Annotated in this window: 17 protein-coding genes; 10 read left to right on the forward strand and 7 right to left on the reverse strand. The window is 47.0% G+C overall.

The features are described from left to right. Window positions 1–5 precede the first annotated feature (5 nt). The 3 genes from acnB to lysC all read left to right on the forward strand — a co-directional run bounded on the left by acnB (window position 6) and on the right by lysC (window position 4723). Entirely contained in the window at window positions 6–2618 is a 2613-nt protein-coding gene (gene acnB, locus HCJ96_RS10325) for a bifunctional aconitate hydratase 2/2-methylisocitrate dehydratase (RefSeq protein ID WP_169210974.1), read from the forward strand. Between the two features lie 269 nt (window positions 2619–2887). Beyond that, complete coding sequence (locus tag HCJ96_RS10330; protein ID WP_169210975.1) at window positions 2888–3355, forward strand: DUF192 domain-containing protein; 468 nt, start codon at window positions 2888–2890, stop codon at window positions 3353–3355. A 9-nt stretch (window positions 3356–3364) separates the two neighbouring features. Next, window positions 3365–4723, forward strand: a complete 1359-nt coding sequence (lysC, locus tag HCJ96_RS10335) for a lysine-sensitive aspartokinase 3 (protein WP_343034703.1) — start codon at window positions 3365–3367, stop codon at window positions 4721–4723. A gap of 81 nt (window positions 4724–4804) precedes the next feature. Here the strand turns inward: lysC and HCJ96_RS10340 are convergent, their stop codons facing one another. From HCJ96_RS10340 to lptD, 7 genes are all read right to left on the reverse strand, one after another. Beyond that, window positions 4805–6829: a methyl-accepting chemotaxis protein gene (locus tag HCJ96_RS10340; RefSeq protein WP_169210977.1), complete on the reverse strand. Its 2025-nt coding sequence runs from the start codon at window positions 6827–6829 to the stop codon at window positions 4805–4807. A gap of 248 nt (window positions 6830–7077) precedes the next feature. Beyond that, complete coding sequence (locus HCJ96_RS10345) at window positions 7078–7896, reverse strand: symmetrical bis(5'-nucleosyl)-tetraphosphatase (protein WP_169210978.1); 819 nt, start codon at window positions 7894–7896, stop codon at window positions 7078–7080. 57 nt (window positions 7897–7953) lie between these two features. Next, complete coding sequence (gene apaG, locus HCJ96_RS10350) at window positions 7954–8337, reverse strand: Co2+/Mg2+ efflux protein ApaG (protein ID WP_169210979.1); 384 nt, start codon at window positions 8335–8337, stop codon at window positions 7954–7956. Further along, window positions 8337–9152, reverse strand: coding sequence for a 16S rRNA (adenine(1518)-N(6)/adenine(1519)-N(6))-dimethyltransferase RsmA (rsmA, locus tag HCJ96_RS10355; protein ID WP_169210980.1), 816 nt, complete (start codon window positions 9150–9152; stop codon window positions 8337–8339). Before rsmA ends, apaG begins: the two co-directional genes overlap by 1 nt. After that, window positions 9145–10131: a 4-hydroxythreonine-4-phosphate dehydrogenase PdxA gene (gene pdxA / locus HCJ96_RS10360; RefSeq protein WP_169210981.1), complete on the reverse strand. Its 987-nt coding sequence runs from the start codon at window positions 10129–10131 to the stop codon at window positions 9145–9147. The genes rsmA and pdxA overlap by 8 nt, the downstream gene beginning before the upstream one ends. A 14-nt stretch (window positions 10132–10145) precedes the next feature. After that, window positions 10146–11426, reverse strand: coding sequence for a peptidylprolyl isomerase SurA (gene surA / locus HCJ96_RS10365; RefSeq protein ID WP_169210982.1), 1281 nt, complete (start codon window positions 11424–11426; stop codon window positions 10146–10148). Window positions 11427–11487: 61 nt separating this feature from the next. Continuing rightward, the gene (gene lptD / locus HCJ96_RS10370; RefSeq protein ID WP_169210983.1) at window positions 11488–13728 is read right to left on the reverse strand and encodes an LPS assembly protein LptD; all 2241 of its coding nucleotides are present in this window, start codon (window positions 13726–13728) and stop codon (window positions 11488–11490) included. A 270-nt stretch (window positions 13729–13998) separates the two neighbouring features. Here lptD and djlA point away from each other — a divergent pair, with 270 nt between their 5' ends. From djlA to pdxJ, 7 genes are all read left to right on the forward strand, one after another. Next, complete coding sequence (djlA, locus tag HCJ96_RS10375) at window positions 13999–14829, forward strand: co-chaperone DjlA (protein ID WP_169210984.1); 831 nt, start codon at window positions 13999–14001, stop codon at window positions 14827–14829. Beyond that, window positions 14819–15748, forward strand: coding sequence for a site-specific tyrosine recombinase XerD (gene xerD / locus HCJ96_RS10380; RefSeq protein ID WP_425483739.1), 930 nt, complete (start codon window positions 14819–14821; stop codon window positions 15746–15748). Before djlA ends, xerD begins: the two co-directional genes overlap by 11 nt. 94 nt (window positions 15749–15842) lie before the next feature. Next, entirely contained in the window at window positions 15843–16556 is a 714-nt protein-coding gene (gene dsbC / locus HCJ96_RS10385; protein ID WP_169210985.1) for a bifunctional protein-disulfide isomerase/oxidoreductase DsbC, read from the forward strand. Between the two features lie 69 nt (window positions 16557–16625). Then, on the forward strand, window positions 16626–18350 hold the full coding sequence (recJ, locus tag HCJ96_RS10390) for a single-stranded-DNA-specific exonuclease RecJ (protein WP_169210986.1): 1725 nt from the start codon (window positions 16626–16628) through the stop codon (window positions 18348–18350). Then, window positions 18343–18618 carry a hypothetical protein gene (locus HCJ96_RS10395; RefSeq protein ID WP_169210987.1) on the forward strand — a complete coding sequence of 92 codons (276 nt, stop codon included), beginning with the start codon at window positions 18343–18345 and terminating at the stop codon, window positions 18616–18618. The genes recJ and HCJ96_RS10395 overlap by 8 nt, the downstream gene beginning before the upstream one ends. 15 nt (window positions 18619–18633) lie before the next feature. Continuing rightward, a complete protein-coding gene (gene recO / locus HCJ96_RS10400; protein WP_169210988.1) occupies window positions 18634–19341 on the forward strand; it encodes a DNA repair protein RecO in 708 nt (235 codons plus the stop codon). Between the two features lie 142 nt (window positions 19342–19483). Continuing rightward, window positions 19484–20230, forward strand: a complete 747-nt coding sequence (pdxJ, locus tag HCJ96_RS10405) for a pyridoxine 5'-phosphate synthase (protein WP_169210989.1) — start codon at window positions 19484–19486, stop codon at window positions 20228–20230.

A 20230-nucleotide genomic window follows, 5' to 3' on the forward strand; every position in this document is an offset into this window, starting at 1 on the left:
AAATCGTGTTAGAAGATTATCGCAAACACGTTGAAGAACGTGCTGCTGAGGGTATCCCTCCTAAACCTTTAAATGCAGAACAGGTTGCCGGTTTAGTTGAGTTATTGAAAAACCCTCCTGCCGGGGAAGAAGAAACGTTATTAACGCTTCTTTCCGAGCGCGTTCCTCCAGGTGTTGACGAAGCCGCTTACGTGAAAGCGGGCTTCCTGAGCGCCATTGCTAAGGGTGAAGACAGCTGCCCTCTGATCAGCAAAGAAAAAGCGATCGAATTGTTAGGCAACATGCATGGCGGTTACAACATTGCCACCATGGTTGAATTACTTGACGATAAAGAGCTTGCACCGCTGGTGGCAAAAGAGCTTAAACATACTTTACTTATGTTCGATGCGTATCACGACGTGGAAGAAAAGCACAAGGCAGGCAATGAATTCGCTACCGACGTGATCAAATCGTGGGCGGAAGGTGAGTGGTTTACGTCGCGCAAGAAGATGGACGACAAAATTACTTACACCGTATTCAAAGTTACCGGCGAAACTAACACCGACGATCTTTCACCAGCACCTGATGCGTGGTCTCGTCCTGACATCCCTCTGCATGCATTAGCAGCCTACAAAATGACGCGTGAAGGATTGGAGCCAGAAGAGCACGGCGTGAAAGGCCCGATGAAGCAGATTGAAGCTATTAAAGCCAAAGGTCATCCGGTTGCCTTCGTTGGTGACGTGGTGGGTACAGGTTCATCACGGAAATCAGCGACAAACTCGGTACTTTGGTTCTTCGGTGAAGATTTACCCGGGGTGCCAAATAAACGTGGTGGCGGTGTATGTATTGGTAACAAAGTTGCACCTATTTTCTTTAATACAATGGAAGATGCCGGTGCGTTGGTATTTGAAGCTGACGTTGAAAAAATGGAAATGGGCGACGTTATCGACATTTATCCGTTTGATGGCAAAATCACCAACCACGAAACCGGTGAAGTGTTAGCAGAGTACGATTATAAGTCTAAAGTTATTCTGGACGAAGTACGCGCAGGTGGCCGTATCAACCTGATAATTGGTCGTGGTTTGACCGACAAAGCACGCGAAACGCTGGGTCTGGGACCTACAGATTTATTCCGCACGCCAGAACAGCCAAAAGACACTGGCAAAGGGTTTACTTTGGCTCAGAAAATGGTCGGTAAGGCCTGTGGTGTCGAAGGTATTCGTCCCGGTACGTACTGTGAACCCAAAATGACCACAGTAGGTTCGCAGGACACCACCGGCCCAATGACACGTGACGAGTTAAAAGATCTGGCTTGTTTAGGTTTTACTGCTGATTTAACCATGCAGTCATTCTGTCACACGGCGGCATATCCTAAGCCGGTAGACATCGAGACCCAGCATACATTGCCTGATTTCATCATGAATCGCGGTGGTGTTTCGTTGCGGCCCGGCGACGGTATTATTCACAGCTGGCTGAACCGTATGTTGTTGCCTGATACGGTGGGTACCGGTGGTGACTCGCATACTCGTTTCCCACTGGGGATTTCTTTCCCGGCCGGTTCTGGCCTGGTCGCGTTCGCGGCGGCAACAGGTGTAATGCCTTTGGATATGCCTGAATCAATTCTGGTTCGCTTTAAAGGCAAAATGCAGCCAGGGATTACCTTACGTGATCTGGTTCACGCCATTCCTTTATACGGCATCAAGCAAGGTTTATTGACGGTAGAGAAGAAAGGCAAGATTAATGCGTTCTCCGGTCGTGTACTGGAAATCGAAGGTCTGGAGCACCTGACCGTAGAGCAGGCATTTGAACTGTCAGACGCTTCTGCTGAACGTTCTGCAGCCGGCTGTACCATTAACTTGTCTGAAGAATCTATCGCTGAGTACCTAAGATCAAACATCACCATGTTGCGTTGGATGATCAACGAAGGTTACGGCGATCCACGTACCCTTGAACGTCGCGCACAGAAGATGGAAGAGTGGTTAGCCAAGCCTGAACTGATGCGTGCAGATGCAGACGCTGAATACGCTGAAGTCATTGAAATCGACCTGGCCGACATCAAAGAACCAATCGTTTGTTGCCCGAATGACCCAGATGACGCTAAAACCTTGTCTGATGTTGCCGGTGATCACGTTGATGAAGTGTTTATTGGTTCGTGCATGACCAATATCGGTCACTTCCGTGCGGCGGGTAAATTGCTTGAGCAGTTCAATAAAACGTTACCAACGCGCCTGTGGATTTCTCCGCCGACCAAGATGGATAAAGCACAGCTAATGGAAGAAGGTTACTACAACATTTACGGCCGTGTGGGTGTGCGTACCGAAATGCCAGGCTGTTCATTGTGCATGGGTAACCAGGCACGCGTTGATGCAGGAACCACGGTGTTGTCGACTTCTACGCGTAACTTCCCTAACCGTCTGGGCGACGGTGCCAATGTGTACCTGACCTCTGCGGAACTGGCTGCAGTGGGTGCAATTGTTGGCCGTATTCCTACGGCTGAAGAGTATATGGAATATGCGAGCAAAATTGATTCAATGGCAGGTGAAGTTTACCGCTATCTGAACTTTGACAAAATTGAAAGTTTCAAGAAAGCTGAAGATGATGCCAAAGCGAAGATCATCCCAACGTTAAATGTAGCATAAACCGCGATATTAACGAGGGCCGCTAGTTGGTTAATAAAGCCGGAGCTTGTTTAAAAGCTACCGGCTTTTTTTATGCTTACTCAGAACTCTGTGAATGCGATCTTGTGTTCATGCGCAGTTGCATTGTCTGTATGGGTGCGGCATGCTGAATGAGTGCCCTTAAGGCACAATGATGTGTGTTGGTTAAACGTTGCCAGGGGTATACATTCACAAATGTGGTAAGTTTTCGTTAGCAATAAAAACAACGAGATTGGATGAGAAACGATACAATGAAAAAGCGATTATTTTCAGCTATTGTCCTGACAGCAATGTTAGCTGTGGGTATCGCCCAGGTCAGCGCTGAAAACGTTGAGTTTGACGCCGCTACCGTGATCATTGGCGGTGACAGTTATGAAGTAGAGTTAGCACAATCACCAGAGCAACGTGCTCAGGGGCTGATGTTCAGGAAGTCATTGTGCAATGATTGTGGCATGCTGTTTCACTTTACACCCGAGCGTCGTGTAGGTATGTGGATGAAAAACACGTATATTCCACTTGATGTGGCCTTTATCGACAGTGATGGGGTGATCACAGATATTAAAGCCATGCAGCCACATGATTTAAATACCACAATGTCGTCTAAAGTGGTGGCGTTTTCGCTGGAGATGAATCAGGGATGGTTTCAGCAGCAAGGCGTAAAAGAAGGCGATACAATTACCATTGATATGTCAGGCGCAAATAAGCCCGGTGAAAAATAGGAGAAAGTGGTGTCTAACGCATTAACCATAGCGAAATTTGGTGGAACCAGTGTTGCCAATTATGATGCAATGCAAAATTGTGCACGCATCGTTAAAAACAATGCCGCAACCAGAATTGTCGTGGTCAGCGCTGCAGCGGGGGTGACCAACCACCTGGTGCGACTTGCCCACACGCCATTGACTCAGCAGCAAATTGAAGAAACCTGCGCAGCGGTAACCAAAATTGAGCTGACGATTGTAGAAAAGTTGGCAAACGCAATGGCAGTGCAACCTAAACTGGACGATTTATTGAGTGAACTGCGTATGCTGGCATTTCACGAAGAAATTCTTAAACGTGATGACTTGAAAGATCAGTTGCTGTCTCTTGGTGAACGCATGTCTTCGCTGTTATTTACCGAAGTGTTATTAGAACAGAATGAGCGCGCAATTAATTTTGATGTCAGAAAGGTATTACGCACCGACAGTGAATTTGGTGAGGCAGCACCAGATATTGATAAGATTGCAGAATATGCAGAGGCCTATATCAGACCCGAGTTAAACGAGGCTATCGTAGTGACGCAGGGGTTCATTGGCTCAGATGAACAAGGTAGAACCACCACTCTGGGGCGTGGCGGCTCTGATTTCACCGCCGCATTATTGGCTGAAGGATTGGGTGCAGAAGTATGTGAAATATGGACTGATGTGAATGGGGTTTACACCACAGATCCGCGCATCACTGCAGCTGCTAAGCCATTGCCTGAACTCAGTTTCGAAGAAGCCGCAGAGATGGCAACATTCGGTGCCAAGGTACTGCATCCTGCTACCATGGAGCCTGCCCTGCGCAAAAATGTCCGCGTGTTTGTCGGCTCAAGTAAAGAACCGGAAAAAGGCGGTACCTGGTTAGTTAAAGACTGTAAGGAAGAACCTGCATTCAGGGCGATTACTCGCCGTAAGGAGCAGGTAATGGTTACCGTGAAAACCCCCAAGATGATGTATGCACAAGGCTTTTTGCAACAGGTTTTTGCGATTATCGCAAAACACCGGTTAAGCGTAGACTTAGTGACTACGTCTGAAATTGCAGTGTCATTCACATTGGATAATCCAGCAAATTCAGTTGCCCATCGTCTTAACAAAGAAACCATCGCGGAACTGGAAACGTTGTGTGAGGTGAAGGTGGAAGACGGCTTCGATTTAGTGACGGTGGTGGGAAACCATATGCATTCGGCTAAAGGCGTGTCGAGTCAAATATTCACGGCGGTTGCTGAGTTTAACCTTCGCATGATCTGTTTTGGCGCTAACCCGCATAATATGTCGTTTCTGGTTAACGAAAGTGACAGTTCAGAAATTGTGAGAGTCTTGCACCGTGCTTTGTTTGAAACAGGACAATAATCCACAAGGTATAAAATAAAAAATCCCGCCAAGGCGGGATTTTTTTGTAGGGACTGGTGTGAATTTCCGCTTGTCTGAAGTTTAGACTTTAAACTGACGAATTGATTGTTGCAGCTCTTCAGCAAGACGGGCGACTTCATGACTTGAGTCAGAGGTCTGCTGGGCACCTGCAGTGGTTTCCTCAGCAATACCGACAATCGTTTCCAACTTCTCACTGATTTCCTGTGACACCGTATTCTGTTCTCGGGCCGATTGTTCAATTTGAGAGCTGACATCATGGGCCTTATGAACCGCATCTGAAATAACATCCAACGCCTTAGTTGCGCGTTCAGTTTGCTCAACGCACACGGCCGTTTGCTCTTTACCCTGATTCATTACCGCAACCGCTTTTTCTGCGCCGGCCTGCAGCACTTCAATCATCGAGTTGATTTCCTGGGTTGACTCTTGCGTGCGACTGGCCAACGTTCTGACTTCATCGGCAACCACCGCAAAACCACGGCCTTGTTCACCCGCTCGCGCAGCTTCAATGGCAGCATTTAGTGCCAGTAGATTGGTTTGGTCAGCAACGCCCCTGATAACATCCAGAATACCACCAATGCTGGCACTGTCCTGATGCAGTTTGTTGATGACGTTGGCAGCTTCCTCTACATCTTTAGCTAAAATTTCGATGGTATTGCGGTTTTCGATAGAAATCTTACGCACATTCTCAGCTTCCGCATCGGCGTGACGGATCTGATTCAAGGTGTCTTCCGCATTGTGCATAACCAGTTGTGAGGTTGAATGCATTTCTGTGGTAGCGGTAGCAACCTGTGCAATTTGTGATTTTTGATCTTGTATCGAGTGTGTAGTCTGCGCGGTAACTGCCGAGGTTTGCTCAGACGCTGCCGCTAATTGTTCAGCCCGCAAATTGATGCCAGCGATCAACTCTTTTAGGTTGCTTATCAACTTATTGATATTGCGAGCCAACTGACCAAACTCATCCTTCGACTTGATGTCCAGTGTTTTAGTAAGGTCACCAGAAGAAGCAATATTGAGCAACTCATTTACACGATTCAGTGGGCGTGTGATAGCGATAACCGTGAAGTAGCCAATTGCAGCGCCAATCGCCAGAGCAATCAGCACAACGACAATAATAAAGATATTGCCTCGTGCTACCTCTGAATTCACGCGTTCTTCAAGCTCGTTAGCTTTTTCTTCGGCTAACGACAACAATTTTGCCAGCTCAACAATTGCCTGTTGAATATTCTCATCAGACTTTGTTAACGCGACTTCTGACGCGTTTCTGTTTTCGAGGCGCTCTACGTGTAGTTGCAGAACCCCGTTTGAACCGGTTACGGCATCAAGCGCATTATTGACCAGGTCGTTGATCTCGGCCAGTGAGCCATCTGCTTCTTCACCATTTGCCGCTGCGTTCATGGTGCTTAGGCGTTCTTTAACATTATCGACCACAAGGTCGACTTCGTTACCGAGTGTTTGCGCTCGGATCAATGTATCGGTTTTAATGTATTCAGAGGTGGCCGTTAACAATGACAGTAAGGAGGTCTCGAGGGTACTACCTATCTCAGCTGCCGCTGACAGGTTTTCACTGTTTCGTACTGAATCTAAATCGCTGAAATCAAGAATATAGGTAGCAGCATCATCTGCACCGTCTTCAGCATCACCCATTCTGTCCGCAATGCTATTGCGCAATGTCATGTATGCACGACGATTGTCATACATTGTCTCAACGTTACTCACATAGTTATCGTAAGACGCTTTTACATTCGTTAGTGTGGATTTAAGTGCGTCGTCATTTGCAACCGCGGTGGCCAACTGCGCATATTCCTGTTCGAATTCTTCTTTGCCCTGACTATAGGCTTGATACTTTTCCTCAAGATTTTCCAGACTTTCTTCAATGTAGGCTTCAAAGGTAATACGCCCCATATTTAAAAAACTGGCTTTCAACGAGTTACTGCCATCTAGTGTGGGAATGGCAAGGGTATTGACTTCTTCCGTGGCCGAACCGACCGTGTTGAGGTTGTACAATGAAGATATGCTGATAACGACTAACAGCAAACACATGGTAATAAAACCACCGATTATTCGCATTGCAACAGTAACTTTCATCTAAACCCCTCTGTGGCCTGTTTTTTGGTTAGTGCTTATGACGTAACACCAACTGGCTTCTTTAACGAATGACAATTTTGACAAAAAAATACGAAAACTTCACTACTTATGAAGCTTTGTTTTGCCGTTTAGGTATGGAACTTGAGAACTCCCACTCAATTTATCGACAAATCAAGCGCATACTTTACCCCTGTCAGAATAAAATAAGTTATCTCTATTGATACCTTTGTGTCATTATTAATTGATATCTATACTTTATCGGCATCAACGGTAATATACTCGGATGTTTCTACGCGCAACGCAGTCATCTTCTGACCCCAGATATACCCTGTATCCAGCCCGACAAACTGCGTTGAAGACGTCTCACCGTGCAGCGCTGCCCAGTGGCCAAACACGATTTTTTCTGTACTCAGTGCTGGATTACTAACTTTAAACCAGGGAATCAAATCCTCTGTCGCGTCATTGGGGTGGCAACTGTTCTCAAAGTCCAGTTGATTGCCGGTCATAATGTATCTCATTCGTGTACAGGCATTGATGATAAAACGCTGTCTTTCAATACCAGTCAGATCAGACGACCATCTACGCGGTTCTGAACCGTACATATTTTTTAGCAGCGATTGCCATTGTTTGCTAGACAAAATCTCATTTATTTCGTTGCTATAGGCGAGCAGTTGTTCCACAGACCAAGCCGGATAAAGTCCGGCGTGCACCAAAACTATATCGTTGTCCAATTTATGCGCCAACGGCAATTGTCTGAACCAATTTATGATATCGGGCAGTTTGGGGCTTTTCAGTAACGGACCTAATTTATCGCTATTTCTGGCGCGTTTAAGCCCTTGAGAAACCGCGAGGAAGTTGAGATCATGATTGCCCAGCACAGCTTGAAAATTGTCACCCAGACTCATCAAATACTCTGCCGTGCCAAGTGAATCAGGCCCCCTGCCGATTAGGTCGCCGACCGCATATAAGCGATCCTGGTCAGGTTTAAAATCGGCTGCCATAAGCAGCTTTCTCAGGCCGGGTAAACATCCCTGAATGTCACCTACAATTAAGCTTTGTCTCGCCATTCTACTTGTACTTTTAACCTGCTAGGCGTTTAAATGTATTACTCTAATCAGTAACGTTTAATTAAGCACATGCGGTACCGCAAGACTAAATACTTCGATGGGTACTCGAAAAGTGGTTTTGTCCTTTCGTTGCATCTCGTAGTAACCCTGCATACTACCTACCGGACAATCAATGATTGCGCCGCTGGTGTATTCGAATTGCTCGCTGGGTTGGATGGTGGGTTGTTTCCCCACTACGCCGGCACCTTCTACTTCCATCGACTTGCCATCGGCATCACAGATGAGCCAGTAGCGGTTTAATAGCTTTACCGGCTCATTGCTTAAGTTTGAAATGACAACATGATACGCAAACGCGAATTTCTGGTCTTGAGATGCCGGGTGATCAGATAAATAGCGTGCGTGAACCTTAACGACGATCACAGGGTCAGAGACATCGTCCATTACACCTCCTTTTGATAGACTAAATTAGCCAACTGGCCAAAATCGTGTAACGAAAGCGTTTCAGCTCTAGCTGTTGGGTCAAGCCCTAACGAGACGATTTCGTCTTCGGTAACTGAATCTTTCAAGCTATTACGAATGGTTTTTCTTCTTTGATTAAAAGCCTGCGCACAAATTCGCTCAAGAATATTCACCGAATTAACGGAAATGGGCGGTGTTTTATGAGGTATAAGCCTGACGATAGCAGAGTCCACTTTCGGCGGAGGCACAAAAGCATGGGGCGGAACTTCTAAAACAGGCATGACCTGACAATAATATTGCGCCATCACCGACAGTCGGCCGTAACTTTTAGAGCCGGGTCCAGCGGCTAACCGATTGACCACTTCCTTTTGTAACATGAAATGCATATCAGCAATGCAATGGGCAAAATCAAATAAATGAAACATTAATGGCGTGGAAATATTGTATGGAAGGTTTCCGAATACCCGCAGAGGCGATACCGAGTCGGGCAAGCTTGCCAACAACGCTTCGAAGTCGAGCGTCAGTGCATCTTGCTCAACAATGTTTAATTTATCAGCATGAAAAGGGTGATGACGTAGGCGTTTAGCCAGGTCACGATCAAGCTCCACTACGGTTAACGCTGAAACTTCTTCACATACAGGCTCGGTCAGTGCGCCCAATCCGGGCCCTATCTCAACTAAATTTTCACCGTTTTTAGGGGCGATTGCCGAGACAATCTGGCCAATCACGTATTCATCGTTAAGAAAGTTCTGACCAAATCGTTTGCGGGCGGTGTGTCCTAAGTGTGTTTTATTCATTTTTTTGATTAGCTAGTTCAATTGCTTTATTAAGTGCCTGGCGCAGGCTGCCAGTGTCAGCCATTCCGCTTCCGGCCAAATCCAGCGCGGTACCGTGATCCACAGAGGTGCGGATAAAAGGTAAGCCTAGCGTAATATTGACTGATGCTCCAAATCCTTTGAATTTTAGCACCGGCAAGCCCTGATCGTGGTACATCGCCAGCACTACGTCTGCCTGTGCCAGATACTTAGGCTGGAAAATGGTATCCGCGGGCAATGGGCCGGTGATGTTCATTCCCTGCTCGCGCAGCGCGTCGAGGGCAGGGGTAATGGTTTCGATTTCTTCGCGGCCAAGGTGGCCGTCTTCCCCGGCATGCGGATTCAGACCGCAGACAAACAAATGTGGCTGGGCAACGCCAAACTTGGTTTTAAAGTCATGGTCAATGATTCGAATGACATTGTGTAAGCGTTCCTGCGTAATTGCTTTAGATACATAAGCAAGCGGGATATGGGTTGTCGCCAGTGCTACGTTTAGCCCTTCAGTTGCCAGCATCATCACCACATCTGCGGTATTAGAACGATGGGCGAAAAATTCGGTATGGCCACTGAACGAAATACCAGATTGGTTGATAATGCCTTTATGCACCGGACCAGTTACCACCGCATCAAAATGGCCCTGCATATTGGCTTCACACGCAAGCCGCAAGGTTTCGACGACATAATGCCCATGCTCTGAATTCAACGTTCCGGGTATAACCGTGCCGTCCAATGGCACATCCTGCACAATCAATGCGCCGACTGGCGCTGGCTGATGGTCATCAGAATCGAACGGGATAATTGTCAGGGGTAAATTAAGCTGTCTGGCTCGCTCGGCAATCATTTGGGCGTTGGCAAAGATCACCAGTTGAGCGGACCAGACTTGTTGTGCAAGTGCAACAATAAGATCGGGGCCAATCCCAGCGGGTTCACCAGGTGTGACCGCAATTCTCAACGTTTTCATAAATCGCTGTCGCCCTACTCAACTACTTCGATGTACGCTTGATCACGCATCTCTCTTAACCAGGCTTCAGTTTCCTCTTGAAATTTACGATTAAACAGCAGCTGATAGGCTTTATCTTCTTTACGTTTCTCGGTGGCATCGTCAACGCGACGTTCAAGTAATTCAATCAAGTGCCAACCATGCACAGAGCGGATGGGCTCACTTAGCTCGTTCGGTTGCAGCGAGGCCAGTGCTTCTCTAAACGCAGGAACATAAATGTTAGGGTCTGCCCATCCCAGGTTGCCACTTTTCAGTGCAGAGCCCGGATCCTCTGAATGCTCTTTCGCTAAGTCCGCAAAACTAGCTTCTTCAGCTTCAATTTGCTGTTTGAAATCGAGCAACATCTTTTTCGCTTTATCTTCACTTAAAATGATAGAGGGTTTGATCAGAATGTGGCGCGCGTTAACTTCTTCAACCGTAACAGTCTCGATTCCACGGGTATCTAAAATTTTAAGAATATGGAAGCCGGCGCCACTGCGAATCGGTCCAATTAAATCGTCTTTCGCTTTTCCCTGCACCGCTTCAGCAAATAACGTTGGCATGGCATTAATGTTCATCCATCCCATGTTACCGCCTTCGAGTGCATTGGAGCCTGACGACGAAGCAATGGCAATTTTAGCAAAGTCGGAACCGTTATTAAGTAATTCCAGTACCTTGTCGGCTCGATCCCGTGCCGATGCAACGTCCTCTTCACTGGGCTGGGAAGGGAAACCAATCAAAATATGACCCAGTTGGTACTCAGCCTGCTCAGCACCTTGTTGATCGATCAGGTTGGTTAACGATTCAATTTCCTGAGCAGTGATATAAACTCTACGGCGCACATTACCGCGGCGCACTTCGCCCATAATCAATTCTTCGCGAACATTTTCACGGTAACTGTCATAACTGATACCTTCTTTATTTAGCTGGTCGCGCAAATCAGCCACAGTCGAATTTTGGTTCTTAGCAATATTTTGGATGGTCTGCTCTAATTGCGGATCACTGATCTGGATACCCATACGCTCAGCCATTTGCATTTGCAGACTTTTCATTATTAATCGCTCGATAGCCTGGGTACGCAGCGCCATATCGGAGGGGAGAGATTGATCATTAGCTTCTGCATTTCTTTTGACTTCTTCCACCAAAGCAACAATTTCACTTTCCAATATCACGCCTTTATCAACGATTACGGCAACCTTATCCAGGGGGGTCTCTTGCGCGAATGCCGCGTTGATAAAAAATACACCCGCTAAGAGTATTTTATTGATGAACTTCATAATCTCTCTTTTTATTGGTTAACTTTACAGCGTCCTAACCTGTGCGGAAGCTACGTAAAAACTAATTTAAACTATATGGCTGGCGATAGCCAAACATGCCTTCCTCAAGCATGCTTCTAGACGACTTCGCAGAACCCATACCTTTAAAAATAAATTGCAGGGAAATACCTGAATCAAATTCGCTGGTTGATCTAACACCCTCTGCGCCCACACGGTTACTTAAATGACGCTGTCCAACCAGCCTCACCGCCCAACAACATGACTCATACTGAATCCCGAAAAAGGTTTCAACACTTCGGTTTAAAGACAAGTCACGGTAAGTTCGGCCAACCCAGTGCAGGGTATCGGTAATTGGCCAGCTCGCAAGCACGCCAACCTGGTCAATCTGCTCCCCAGAAAGTTGGCGAATATAGCGATGGGTTAGCTGTAACACGCTTTTGTCATCGCGGCGATACTCTATACTGGTGCTGCTGCGCTCAACCATATCTGTTTGTGTAGCAATTTGGACATCAGCGTGCATAAACCAACGCGAACCTAACTGCCAGTCTAACTCCGCTGCCAGTGCTGAGCGGTTCTGATCTTTTACGGCAGCCAACACTTTATTTTCTTCAAGGTAGAATATCTGACCCACACTAATAACAAATTGTTCCCGGTCAGCTTCATCAAGTATCCTTGAGGTTAACCCTAAGGTAAATTGATTGTTATCACTAATTCTATCCAGGCCGGTAAATTCCTGCCCTCTGAACAAGCCGTCCACATCAATCAGGAGTGGCGCGGTGTCATAGCGACCGATCATGGTCTGATCTTCGTACGAGGTATAAAGGTACTGCATTTTTGGCTCAAGTGTCATGGTTCTGCTTTGCTCAAACCACTGTTGCTGACGCTCAAAATACAGTGCACCGAACATTCTGAATTGACCCAGCGTACGATTCACCTCTTCTTCCAAGCCCGTATTCTCTACATTTTTCTGCTGATAATACGTGTTCAGAACCGACGCTTCAGCACTCAATTCACCCCACACCTGTCGAAATGGCAGGGTCAGTGTTGGCGCCACATGCCACCGCATTGCTTCGGGCATTTCCTGCGCAGTATTATCAAAATAGGCTAATTCAGAGTTGAGTGAAAATTCGAAAAGACTGCCCAAATCCTTCATGTAATTCATACGAAATTCGGGCATTGCGCGGTAGCTGTCTTCGCTCTGCCCCAGCGTGACAAAGTCCAGCACCCTGAAATCCATGCTTAAATTATCTGAGAAATAATCAAGGCTGGCGGTGCGATACAGGTGCGTGTCCGCCCGACTGTAAAAATCTGAATCAAGATCAATGATATAGTTGTCGTCGCTTACCCCATTAATGTCCGCATTTACAACCCAGTTTTCGGTTAGCTCGCCTTGATGAAAATAACGATAAAACCATCGATCAGCTCGGTTATCCAGCTCTCTATCGTCTGCCAGGTACTCTACATTGAACTCACCGTAACTTTGTTCAGTGAGGTAACGAAACTCATTTTTTAATTGCACACCTCTGCGGGTCATAAAACGTGGTGATGTGGTCAAATCGTAGTTGGGCGCGATATTCCAGTAGAACGGCTGCTCATAATCAAACCCCGTTCGCGAGGAGCTGCTGATCTCGGGGAACAACAGCCCCGTCTGGCGTTGGTCACTGACGGGAAAGGCAAAGTAGGGTAAATAAAGCACAGGAACGTCGCCAACGTAAAAACGGGTACTCTTAGCCTGTCCCCAGGCGGTGCCTTTCTCTATGCTGATTTCAGACGCTTCGATGTGCCAGTCGGGGCTTTCAAGTGGGCAAGTAGTAAAGCTAACATCTGAAAGGATGAGGCCTCTGGCTCGGTTCAATTCAATTTTGTCAGCCGCGCCATGGCCAGGCTGTCCGTTTAGCCGATATTGACTGTTATCGATACTCAACGACTGTTTTATAGAATCAATCGATATTGCGTCGCTGGTGACATTTAAATCAGCATCCTGATAAGTGACATTGCCTGTCGCTTCCAACATCTTACCGTTTTTACTCACCGTGGCCTTTTCGGCATGGATAGCCGCACGATCTGAATAAATACTGACGTTGCCGGTAAATTCAGCGAGCTGTTTACTAACGATTTGCGCATTGTCTGATTCAACCTTGACGTGCCCTTTAGGTTGCACGTCAAGGTCAGTAGAGGGAAATGCCGAGACGGGGCAAAGTGCAAACTGATCACTACTTCCGTCTGACGAGCTGCTTTGCTGCGCAAAAACGGACGCCTCAAAAAATAAAGCGAACACAATGATGGGTCGAAGAATATTCATGTAAAGGTGAGTGGCCTGCTTTTGCGCCGTAACCTGATTACCAAGTTACATTATTTTTATTGATTAAACGATATTACCCGCCAATTCTAAGCACTTCTTTATCAATTACCAACCATCTTTGCGTAAATTTACCGGTAAATGCGAAAAAACTTAGTTATTCGTCGAATATTGCCCTGTATTGTGAGTTGGGAGAGAATGTGACTTGCTTATCGTACCGTTGAACCTTATAACAGCAAATTGAAATAGTGAAGAAGTCAGGAGCGTAGTTGAATGCCATTTTGGGGAAAAATCCTGGGACTCGTGTTCGGGTTTATGTTTTTAAAGCTTCCCGGTGCGATCCTTGGTCTTATTATCGGACATTTTTTCGATCGTGCCTACAGCCAGGACTTTAGTCAGTTGGGTGGTTTTGGACGTTTTTTTACCGATCAGAACTCACTCAAGCAACAGGCGATTTTTTTTCATAGCTTATTTGCCTCGTTAGGTCACCTGGCGAAAGCCGATGGCAAAGTCACCGAGCACGAAATTAAAGTTGCCACCGCGTTGATGGATGAAATGCAACTCACCGGCGAAGCCAGACAAGAAGCACAGCAGGCATTTCGAGAGGGTAAGTCCGCCGATTACCCTATCACCGATACCTTAAAGAGTTTATATGAGAATTGTCATGGCAGACGGGATATTCTGCAGGTGTTTCTGGAAATTCTGATTCAGTCGGCGTTCTCTGATGGCAATATGTCACCGCAGGAATACAGAGTATTGGAAAAGGTGGCCAAGCCGCTGGGGTTTAAGCGCAACGATCTGGATTATCTGGTCTCCATGTTTGAAGCTGAGGTCAGATTCCGGCATCGGGGCGAACAACGACAGCATCATCAGCGCCAATATACTGAGCAACAGTCGATAGACGATGCCTACAAAATATTAGGTGTCGCTGCCAGCGATGACGAAAAAACTGTTAAACGGGCGTACCGTAAACGAATGGCAGAGCATCATCCGGATAAACTGGTTTCTAAGGGGTTACCGCAGCAGGCGTTAGATATTGCTAAACAGAAAACTCAGGATATCCAGCAAGCTTACGAACTGATTAAGCAAAAACGTGGGTTCTGATACCGGGCAGGAGGCGCCTTTGCTTTCGCCAGACAACGACGCTGAGATCACAGCATTTATCGATATGTTGTGGCTTGAAAAGGGTCTCAGCGATCATACCCAGCAAAGCTACCGCACTGACCTGACCCAACTTGCTCTGTACTGTCAGCAGCAGGGAATCAACAATATCAGCATTCTTAATCAGCAGCATATTCAGGGATTTTTACAGGTTAGGGAGCAGCAGGGCATATCAGCAAGAAGTCGGCAACGAAGCTTAAGCGCAATGCGTGCATTTTTTGTCTATTTAGTTGCCGTACACAAACGTGCAGACAACCCGTTGGCAAAAACCCGGGGGCCCAGATTACCTCATTCATTGCCTAAAACCCTGAGCGAGCAGGAGGTGGAAGCGCTACTTGCTGCGCCAGACACTGAAGAACCTATTGAATGTCGTGACCGCTGTATGCTTGAAGTCCTTTATGCCACTGGACTGCGGGTGAGTGAATTAATTGGATTGAGGTTGGCCCAGGTGAGCCTGCAGCAAGGTGTTATTCGCGTAACAGGTAAAGGTAACAAGGAACGCCTGGTACCCCTTGGGGAAGACGCGATTGATTGGCTGGAAACCTATTGCAAGACAGCGCGGCCGGAACTGGTTAAACATGCCACAGATTTGTTATTTGTCAGTCGTCGCGGCGGCCAGATGACACGGCAGACATTTTGGCACAGAGTAAAATTTTATGCGGCAAAAACGGATATTAAAGCCAGCCTCTCTCCGCATACGTTACGACACGCATTCGCCACACATTTGCTTAATCACGGTGCGGATTTGCGGGTGGTGCAAATGCTATTAGGTCATAGTGATTTATCGACCACTCAAATTTACACCCATGTGGCGAAAGAGCGCTTGCAAAATTTGATTCTGCAACACCACCCCAGAGGCTAATCAGGATTTAGTGCAAATGGTTACTGTGTTATGATTTGGCTGTACGCAAATTGATATCTGAATAGTGGACGTGTCTGTCCTTAGGAGAAAGTGATTGAAAACGGTTATTAGCTTAGTAGCGGCATTGCTAACATTAGTCAGCCATGCTTCATTTTCACAAGAAGACAACTTTAATGCAGTCAAACAGAAGGTGGCGAAAATTGGGCTACAAGTAGAAGCAATCGCCGATGCCCCAGTTGAAGGCTTGTTTCAGGTAACTACCGCACAAGGGCTTTTTTACGTTAGCGATGATGCAAAATATCTTTTTCAGGGGCGAATTTTTAATCTTGACGAAGGTATGCGTAATGAAACAGAAGTGGCAATGTCACAGGTACGTTTAAATGCCGTCAAGAAACTCGAAGATTCAGTGATTGAGTTTAAAGCCAAAAATGAAAAGTATGTGGTGCACGTATTTACGGATACTTCGTGTGGCTACTGTAGGAAATTGCACAACGAAATGGGTCAGTATAATGATAAAGGCATAACTGTCCGCTATTTAGCCTTTCCCCGTGCCGGATTGAACACTCAAAACCATCAAGAGTTGGAATCGGTCTGGTGTGCTAAAAATCCTCAAAAAGCAATGACCGATGCCAAATCAGGCGATCGCATTGAAACCAAAAATTGTGCAAGCGGTGTTGCCGAACACTTTGCATTAGGGCAAAAACTGGGGGTAACAGGAACGCCAGCTATTATTTTACCTTCGGGTATGATGTTACCGGGCTATCAGCCTGCTGACATGCTGGTTCAAGCACTGAAGCAAGGTAGTTAACCGCTTTCGTACTGAAAAGTAACGAGTAAAAAGTAACAAGTAACAAGTAACAAGTAAAAGCTAAAAACTATGAGTTTGTCTGTTGTTCGCCGCCAAAGTGATATTGAGCCACTGAGCCCGTCTTTACACCCCGTGATTGACCGGGTGTACCGTAACCGCAATATTGCATCAACGGATGAACTTGAAGTGGGTCTTAAAGCATTGGCCCATTTTGATTTATTGAAAGGAATTGATGACGCCACTGCTGTGCTCACAGAGGCGTTTACCGGGCAAAAGCAACTCACCGTGGTCGGCGATTTTGATGCCGATGGCGCTACCAGCACGGCGGTTTGCATGTTGGCCCTGCGCGCTATGGGCCTGAAAAACATTAATTACCTGGTGCCAAATCGTTTCGATTTTGGCTACGGCTTAAGCGAACCATTGGTTGAGCTGGCAGCACAGCAAGGTGCGCAGGTGATCCTAACCGTCGATAGCGGTATCGCTTGTCATGCAGGGGTTAAAAAAGCTAACCAGTTAGACATCAAGGTCGTTATCACTGACCACCATCTTCCCGGGGCGACGCTGCCCGCTGCATCAGCGATAGTGAATCCGAATCAGCCCGACTGTACGTTTCCTTCCAAGTCCCTGGCCGGTGTCGGGGTGGCCTTTTATTTAATGCTGGCGCAACGCGCCAGACTGACTCAGGAAGGCTGGTTTACCGATAACGGGATTACGCCGCCCAATCTGGCCGAACTACTTGATATTGTTGCTGTTGGCACCGTGGCGGATGTAGTCACGCTGGATGCAAATAACCGCGTGCTGGTGCACCAGGGATTGCAGCGCATCCGCAGTGGCCGTTGTCGTGCCGGTATAAAAGCACTGGTTGAAGTAGCCAACCGTCAACTACGTATTTTAAGTGCTTCAGACTTAGGCTTTGTGGTTGCACCACGCTTAAATGCGGCAGGGCGATTAGATGACATGGCACTGGGCATTGAATGCCTGCTTTGCGATGATGTTTTGTCAGCACGTACTGCCGCGGCACGGTTGGACGAATTGAATCAGGAGCGCAAAGAAATTGAGCAGTCCATGCGTTTGGATGCTGAGAAAATTGTCGCCTCACTTAACGTTGATAAACCGGTCAATCACGATGCACTGGTTATTTATCAGTCTGATTTCCATCAAGGCGTAATCGGGATCGTAGCCGGGCGTATTAAAGAACAATTTGGTGTTCCTACTATCGCATTTGCGATGCAGGATGACATAACCTTAAAAGGGTCAGCGCGCTCGGTAACGGGTTTTCACATACGTGATGTGTTAGAAGAAATCAGCTCACGCTACCCCGACTTGATCACAAAATTCGGCGGTCACGCTATGGCCGCGGGTTTAAGCCTGCCATTACAAAACCTGTCAGCGTTTACCGATGCCTTTAAAACCATTTCCCGTCCGTATCTGGACGCGTTACCCCGACAGGACAGCATTTTATCTGACGGTGAACTAAGTGATAGCGAATTTGATTTATTTTTCGCGCATGAACTCAACAAAGCCGGTCCATTCGGACAAGGATTCGAAGCGCCGCGATTTGACGGCGTTTTTACCTTAGTCGCGCAACGGATTGTGGGACAGAAACACCTTAAATTTACCGTGCGTCTGCAATCAGGCAAAGAGGTGGATGGGATTGCCTTTAACATTGACCCTCAGCTGTGGCCAGACCCTGATGTAAAGCAGGTAGAGTTGGTATATCAACTGGATATAAACGTTTTTCGCAATCAGGAAACAGTGCAGCTGTTAGCGGAGCAAGTGACTCCGTATGCGTGATCCTGCTGAGAAATTACTCGCCAAACATCGAGAATTGAATCAGTTACAACAGGTAAAAGTCGCCTCTCATGTTCAACGCGAAGAAGGCGACTGGTTCCGACATACGTTGATGTTGGAAGGATACGATGTGCCATTTGTATTTAAGCGGAAACAGGCTTATACCAGTTTGAAGGGGGCCAGTGTGAATTTAACCTATTATCGCCAGGTTGAAGAAGTGGCGGGTGTGGAGTTTGAATTAATGAAAGTCGTACGGGTAAAACGAAGCTAACCATTATGAGCAATCATGCCAGCATCCTCGTGGCTTAGTGCCTGTGTTTTACATCGACGCCCCTATCGGGAAACCAGCTATCTGGTAGATTTTTTTACCCTGGAGTCGGGCAAACTATCCGCGGTGGCTAAGGGCGTTCGCAATACCCGAAACGATCGTAAAAGCCTGCTGCAACCGTTCCAGCCTCTGCGAATCCAAGTATCAGGCAAAAGCGAACTGAAAAATCTAACGCAAATTGAAGGCGCATCAAATGCCTATGGGTTAGCCGGCTTTAACTTATTTTGTGCCATGTATCTGAACGAACTGATTAATCGCGTATTGCAGCCTGATTTACCCGTAAGTGAGTTGTATGAGGCTTATCAGCGCGCGGTTAAAGCGTTGACCAACCTGAGTCATGGTGCATCGTCGGACGCACAAATAGTATTACGCGAGTTTGAATTCGACTTATTAGCAGAGATGGGATTGCTGGCAGATTTAAGCGCCACATTTGATACGGCTGACGCCATCACACCCATTGATTCTTACCTGTTTTATCCCGAACAAGGGCTAACACTTGCACCGCCTCAACATCCCCGTGGATTATCGGGCCGTCACCTGCTAGCCATTGCAGAGCGGCAGTGGAGCGCTGAAGCGCTGCGTGTTGCAAAATACCTTAACCGTATAGCGCTGCGACCATTGCTGGGCAATAAGCCGCTGAAAAGTAGAGAGCTTTTTATTTCGTAACAGGTTGAATTTATTCTCAACGGGTTAGCTTTTGGGAATTAAGCTCATGGCTTACATCCTTCTATTTGTTTGGCATTCGCATTAGGGCTAATGCCAAACTTCTGATAAACTTTTGCCATTATCCAGTCTCAATTTTGTATTTATGAATGAACTTTATCTAGGTGTAAATATTGACCATATTGCCACGTTAAGAAATGCGCGGGGTACTCATTACCCTGATCCAGTGCATGCGGCAGACATTGCTGAGCGCGCTGGTGCAGATGGGATAACGGTACATCTGCGCGAAGACCGCAGACACATCACTGACCGCGATGTATTCCTGCTGGCGCAGACTTTGAATACCAGAATGAATCTGGAGATGGCCGTCACCGAAGAAATGCTATGCATCGCCGAAAAAGTTAAGCCGGCATTTTGTTGTTTAGTTCCTGAAAAACGTCAGGAACTGACCACCGAAGGTGGGCTGGACGTGGTTGCTAATGAGCAGAACGTGAAGGACGCGTGTCAGCGTCTGGCCGATGCCGGCATTCAGGTATCGTTGTTTATTGATGCAAAGGCAGAGCAAATTGATGCGGCAGTGCGGTGTAAAGCACCTTACGTGGAGATTCATACGGGTCAGTATGCGGAGGCAACCTGCGAACAGGAGCAACATCAGGAGCTGGAAAAACTCAAACATGGCATTGCCTATGCGCATCAGGCGGGTTTGAAAGTGAATGCCGGGCACGGGCTACACTATCATAATGTTAAACCCATCGCTGCTATTCCTCAACTGATTGAGCTGAATATTGGTCATGCCATTATCGCCAGAGCCGCCTTTGATGGGTTGGATAAAGCGGTTAAAGATATGCGCACATTGATGCTTGAAGCCCGTCACACCAATAGACCGGGCTGA

Source organism: Alteromonas ponticola, assembly GCF_012911815.1.
Taxonomy (GTDB): domain Bacteria; phylum Pseudomonadota; class Gammaproteobacteria; order Enterobacterales; family Alteromonadaceae; genus Alteromonas; species Alteromonas ponticola.

Excerpts from the sequence above, each read along its gene's own strand:
- HCJ96_RS10330 (WP_169210975.1), top strand. The coding sequence starts at position 2,888 with ATGAAAAAGCGATTATTTTCAGCTATTGTCCTGACAGCAATGTTAGCT.
- HCJ96_RS10340 (WP_169210977.1), bottom strand. The coding sequence starts at position 6,829 with ATGAAAGTTACTGTTGCAATGCGAATAATCGGTGGTTTTATTACCATG.
- HCJ96_RS10345 (WP_169210978.1), bottom strand. The coding sequence starts at position 7,896 with ATGGCGAGACAAAGCTTAATTGTAGGTGACATTCAGGGATGTTTACCC.
- apaG (WP_169210979.1), bottom strand. The coding sequence starts at position 8,337 with ATGGACGATGTCTCTGACCCTGTGATCGTCGTTAAGGTTCACGCACGC.
- rsmA (WP_169210980.1), bottom strand. The coding sequence starts at position 9,152 with ATGAATAAAACACACTTAGGACACACCGCCCGCAAACGATTTGGTCAG.
- pdxA (WP_169210981.1), bottom strand. The coding sequence starts at position 10,131 with ATGAAAACGTTGAGAATTGCGGTCACACCTGGTGAACCCGCTGGGATT.
- surA (WP_169210982.1), bottom strand. The coding sequence starts at position 11,426 with ATGAAGTTCATCAATAAAATACTCTTAGCGGGTGTATTTTTTATCAAC.
- lptD (WP_169210983.1), bottom strand. The coding sequence starts at position 13,728 with ATGAATATTCTTCGACCCATCATTGTGTTCGCTTTATTTTTTGAGGCG.
- djlA (WP_169210984.1), top strand. The coding sequence starts at position 13,999 with ATGCCATTTTGGGGAAAAATCCTGGGACTCGTGTTCGGGTTTATGTTT.
- recJ (WP_169210986.1), top strand. The coding sequence starts at position 16,626 with ATGAGTTTGTCTGTTGTTCGCCGCCAAAGTGATATTGAGCCACTGAGC.
- HCJ96_RS10395 (WP_169210987.1), top strand. The coding sequence starts at position 18,343 with ATGCGTGATCCTGCTGAGAAATTACTCGCCAAACATCGAGAATTGAAT.
- recO (WP_169210988.1), top strand. The coding sequence starts at position 18,634 with ATGCCAGCATCCTCGTGGCTTAGTGCCTGTGTTTTACATCGACGCCCC.
- pdxJ (WP_169210989.1), top strand. The coding sequence starts at position 19,484 with ATGAATGAACTTTATCTAGGTGTAAATATTGACCATATTGCCACGTTA.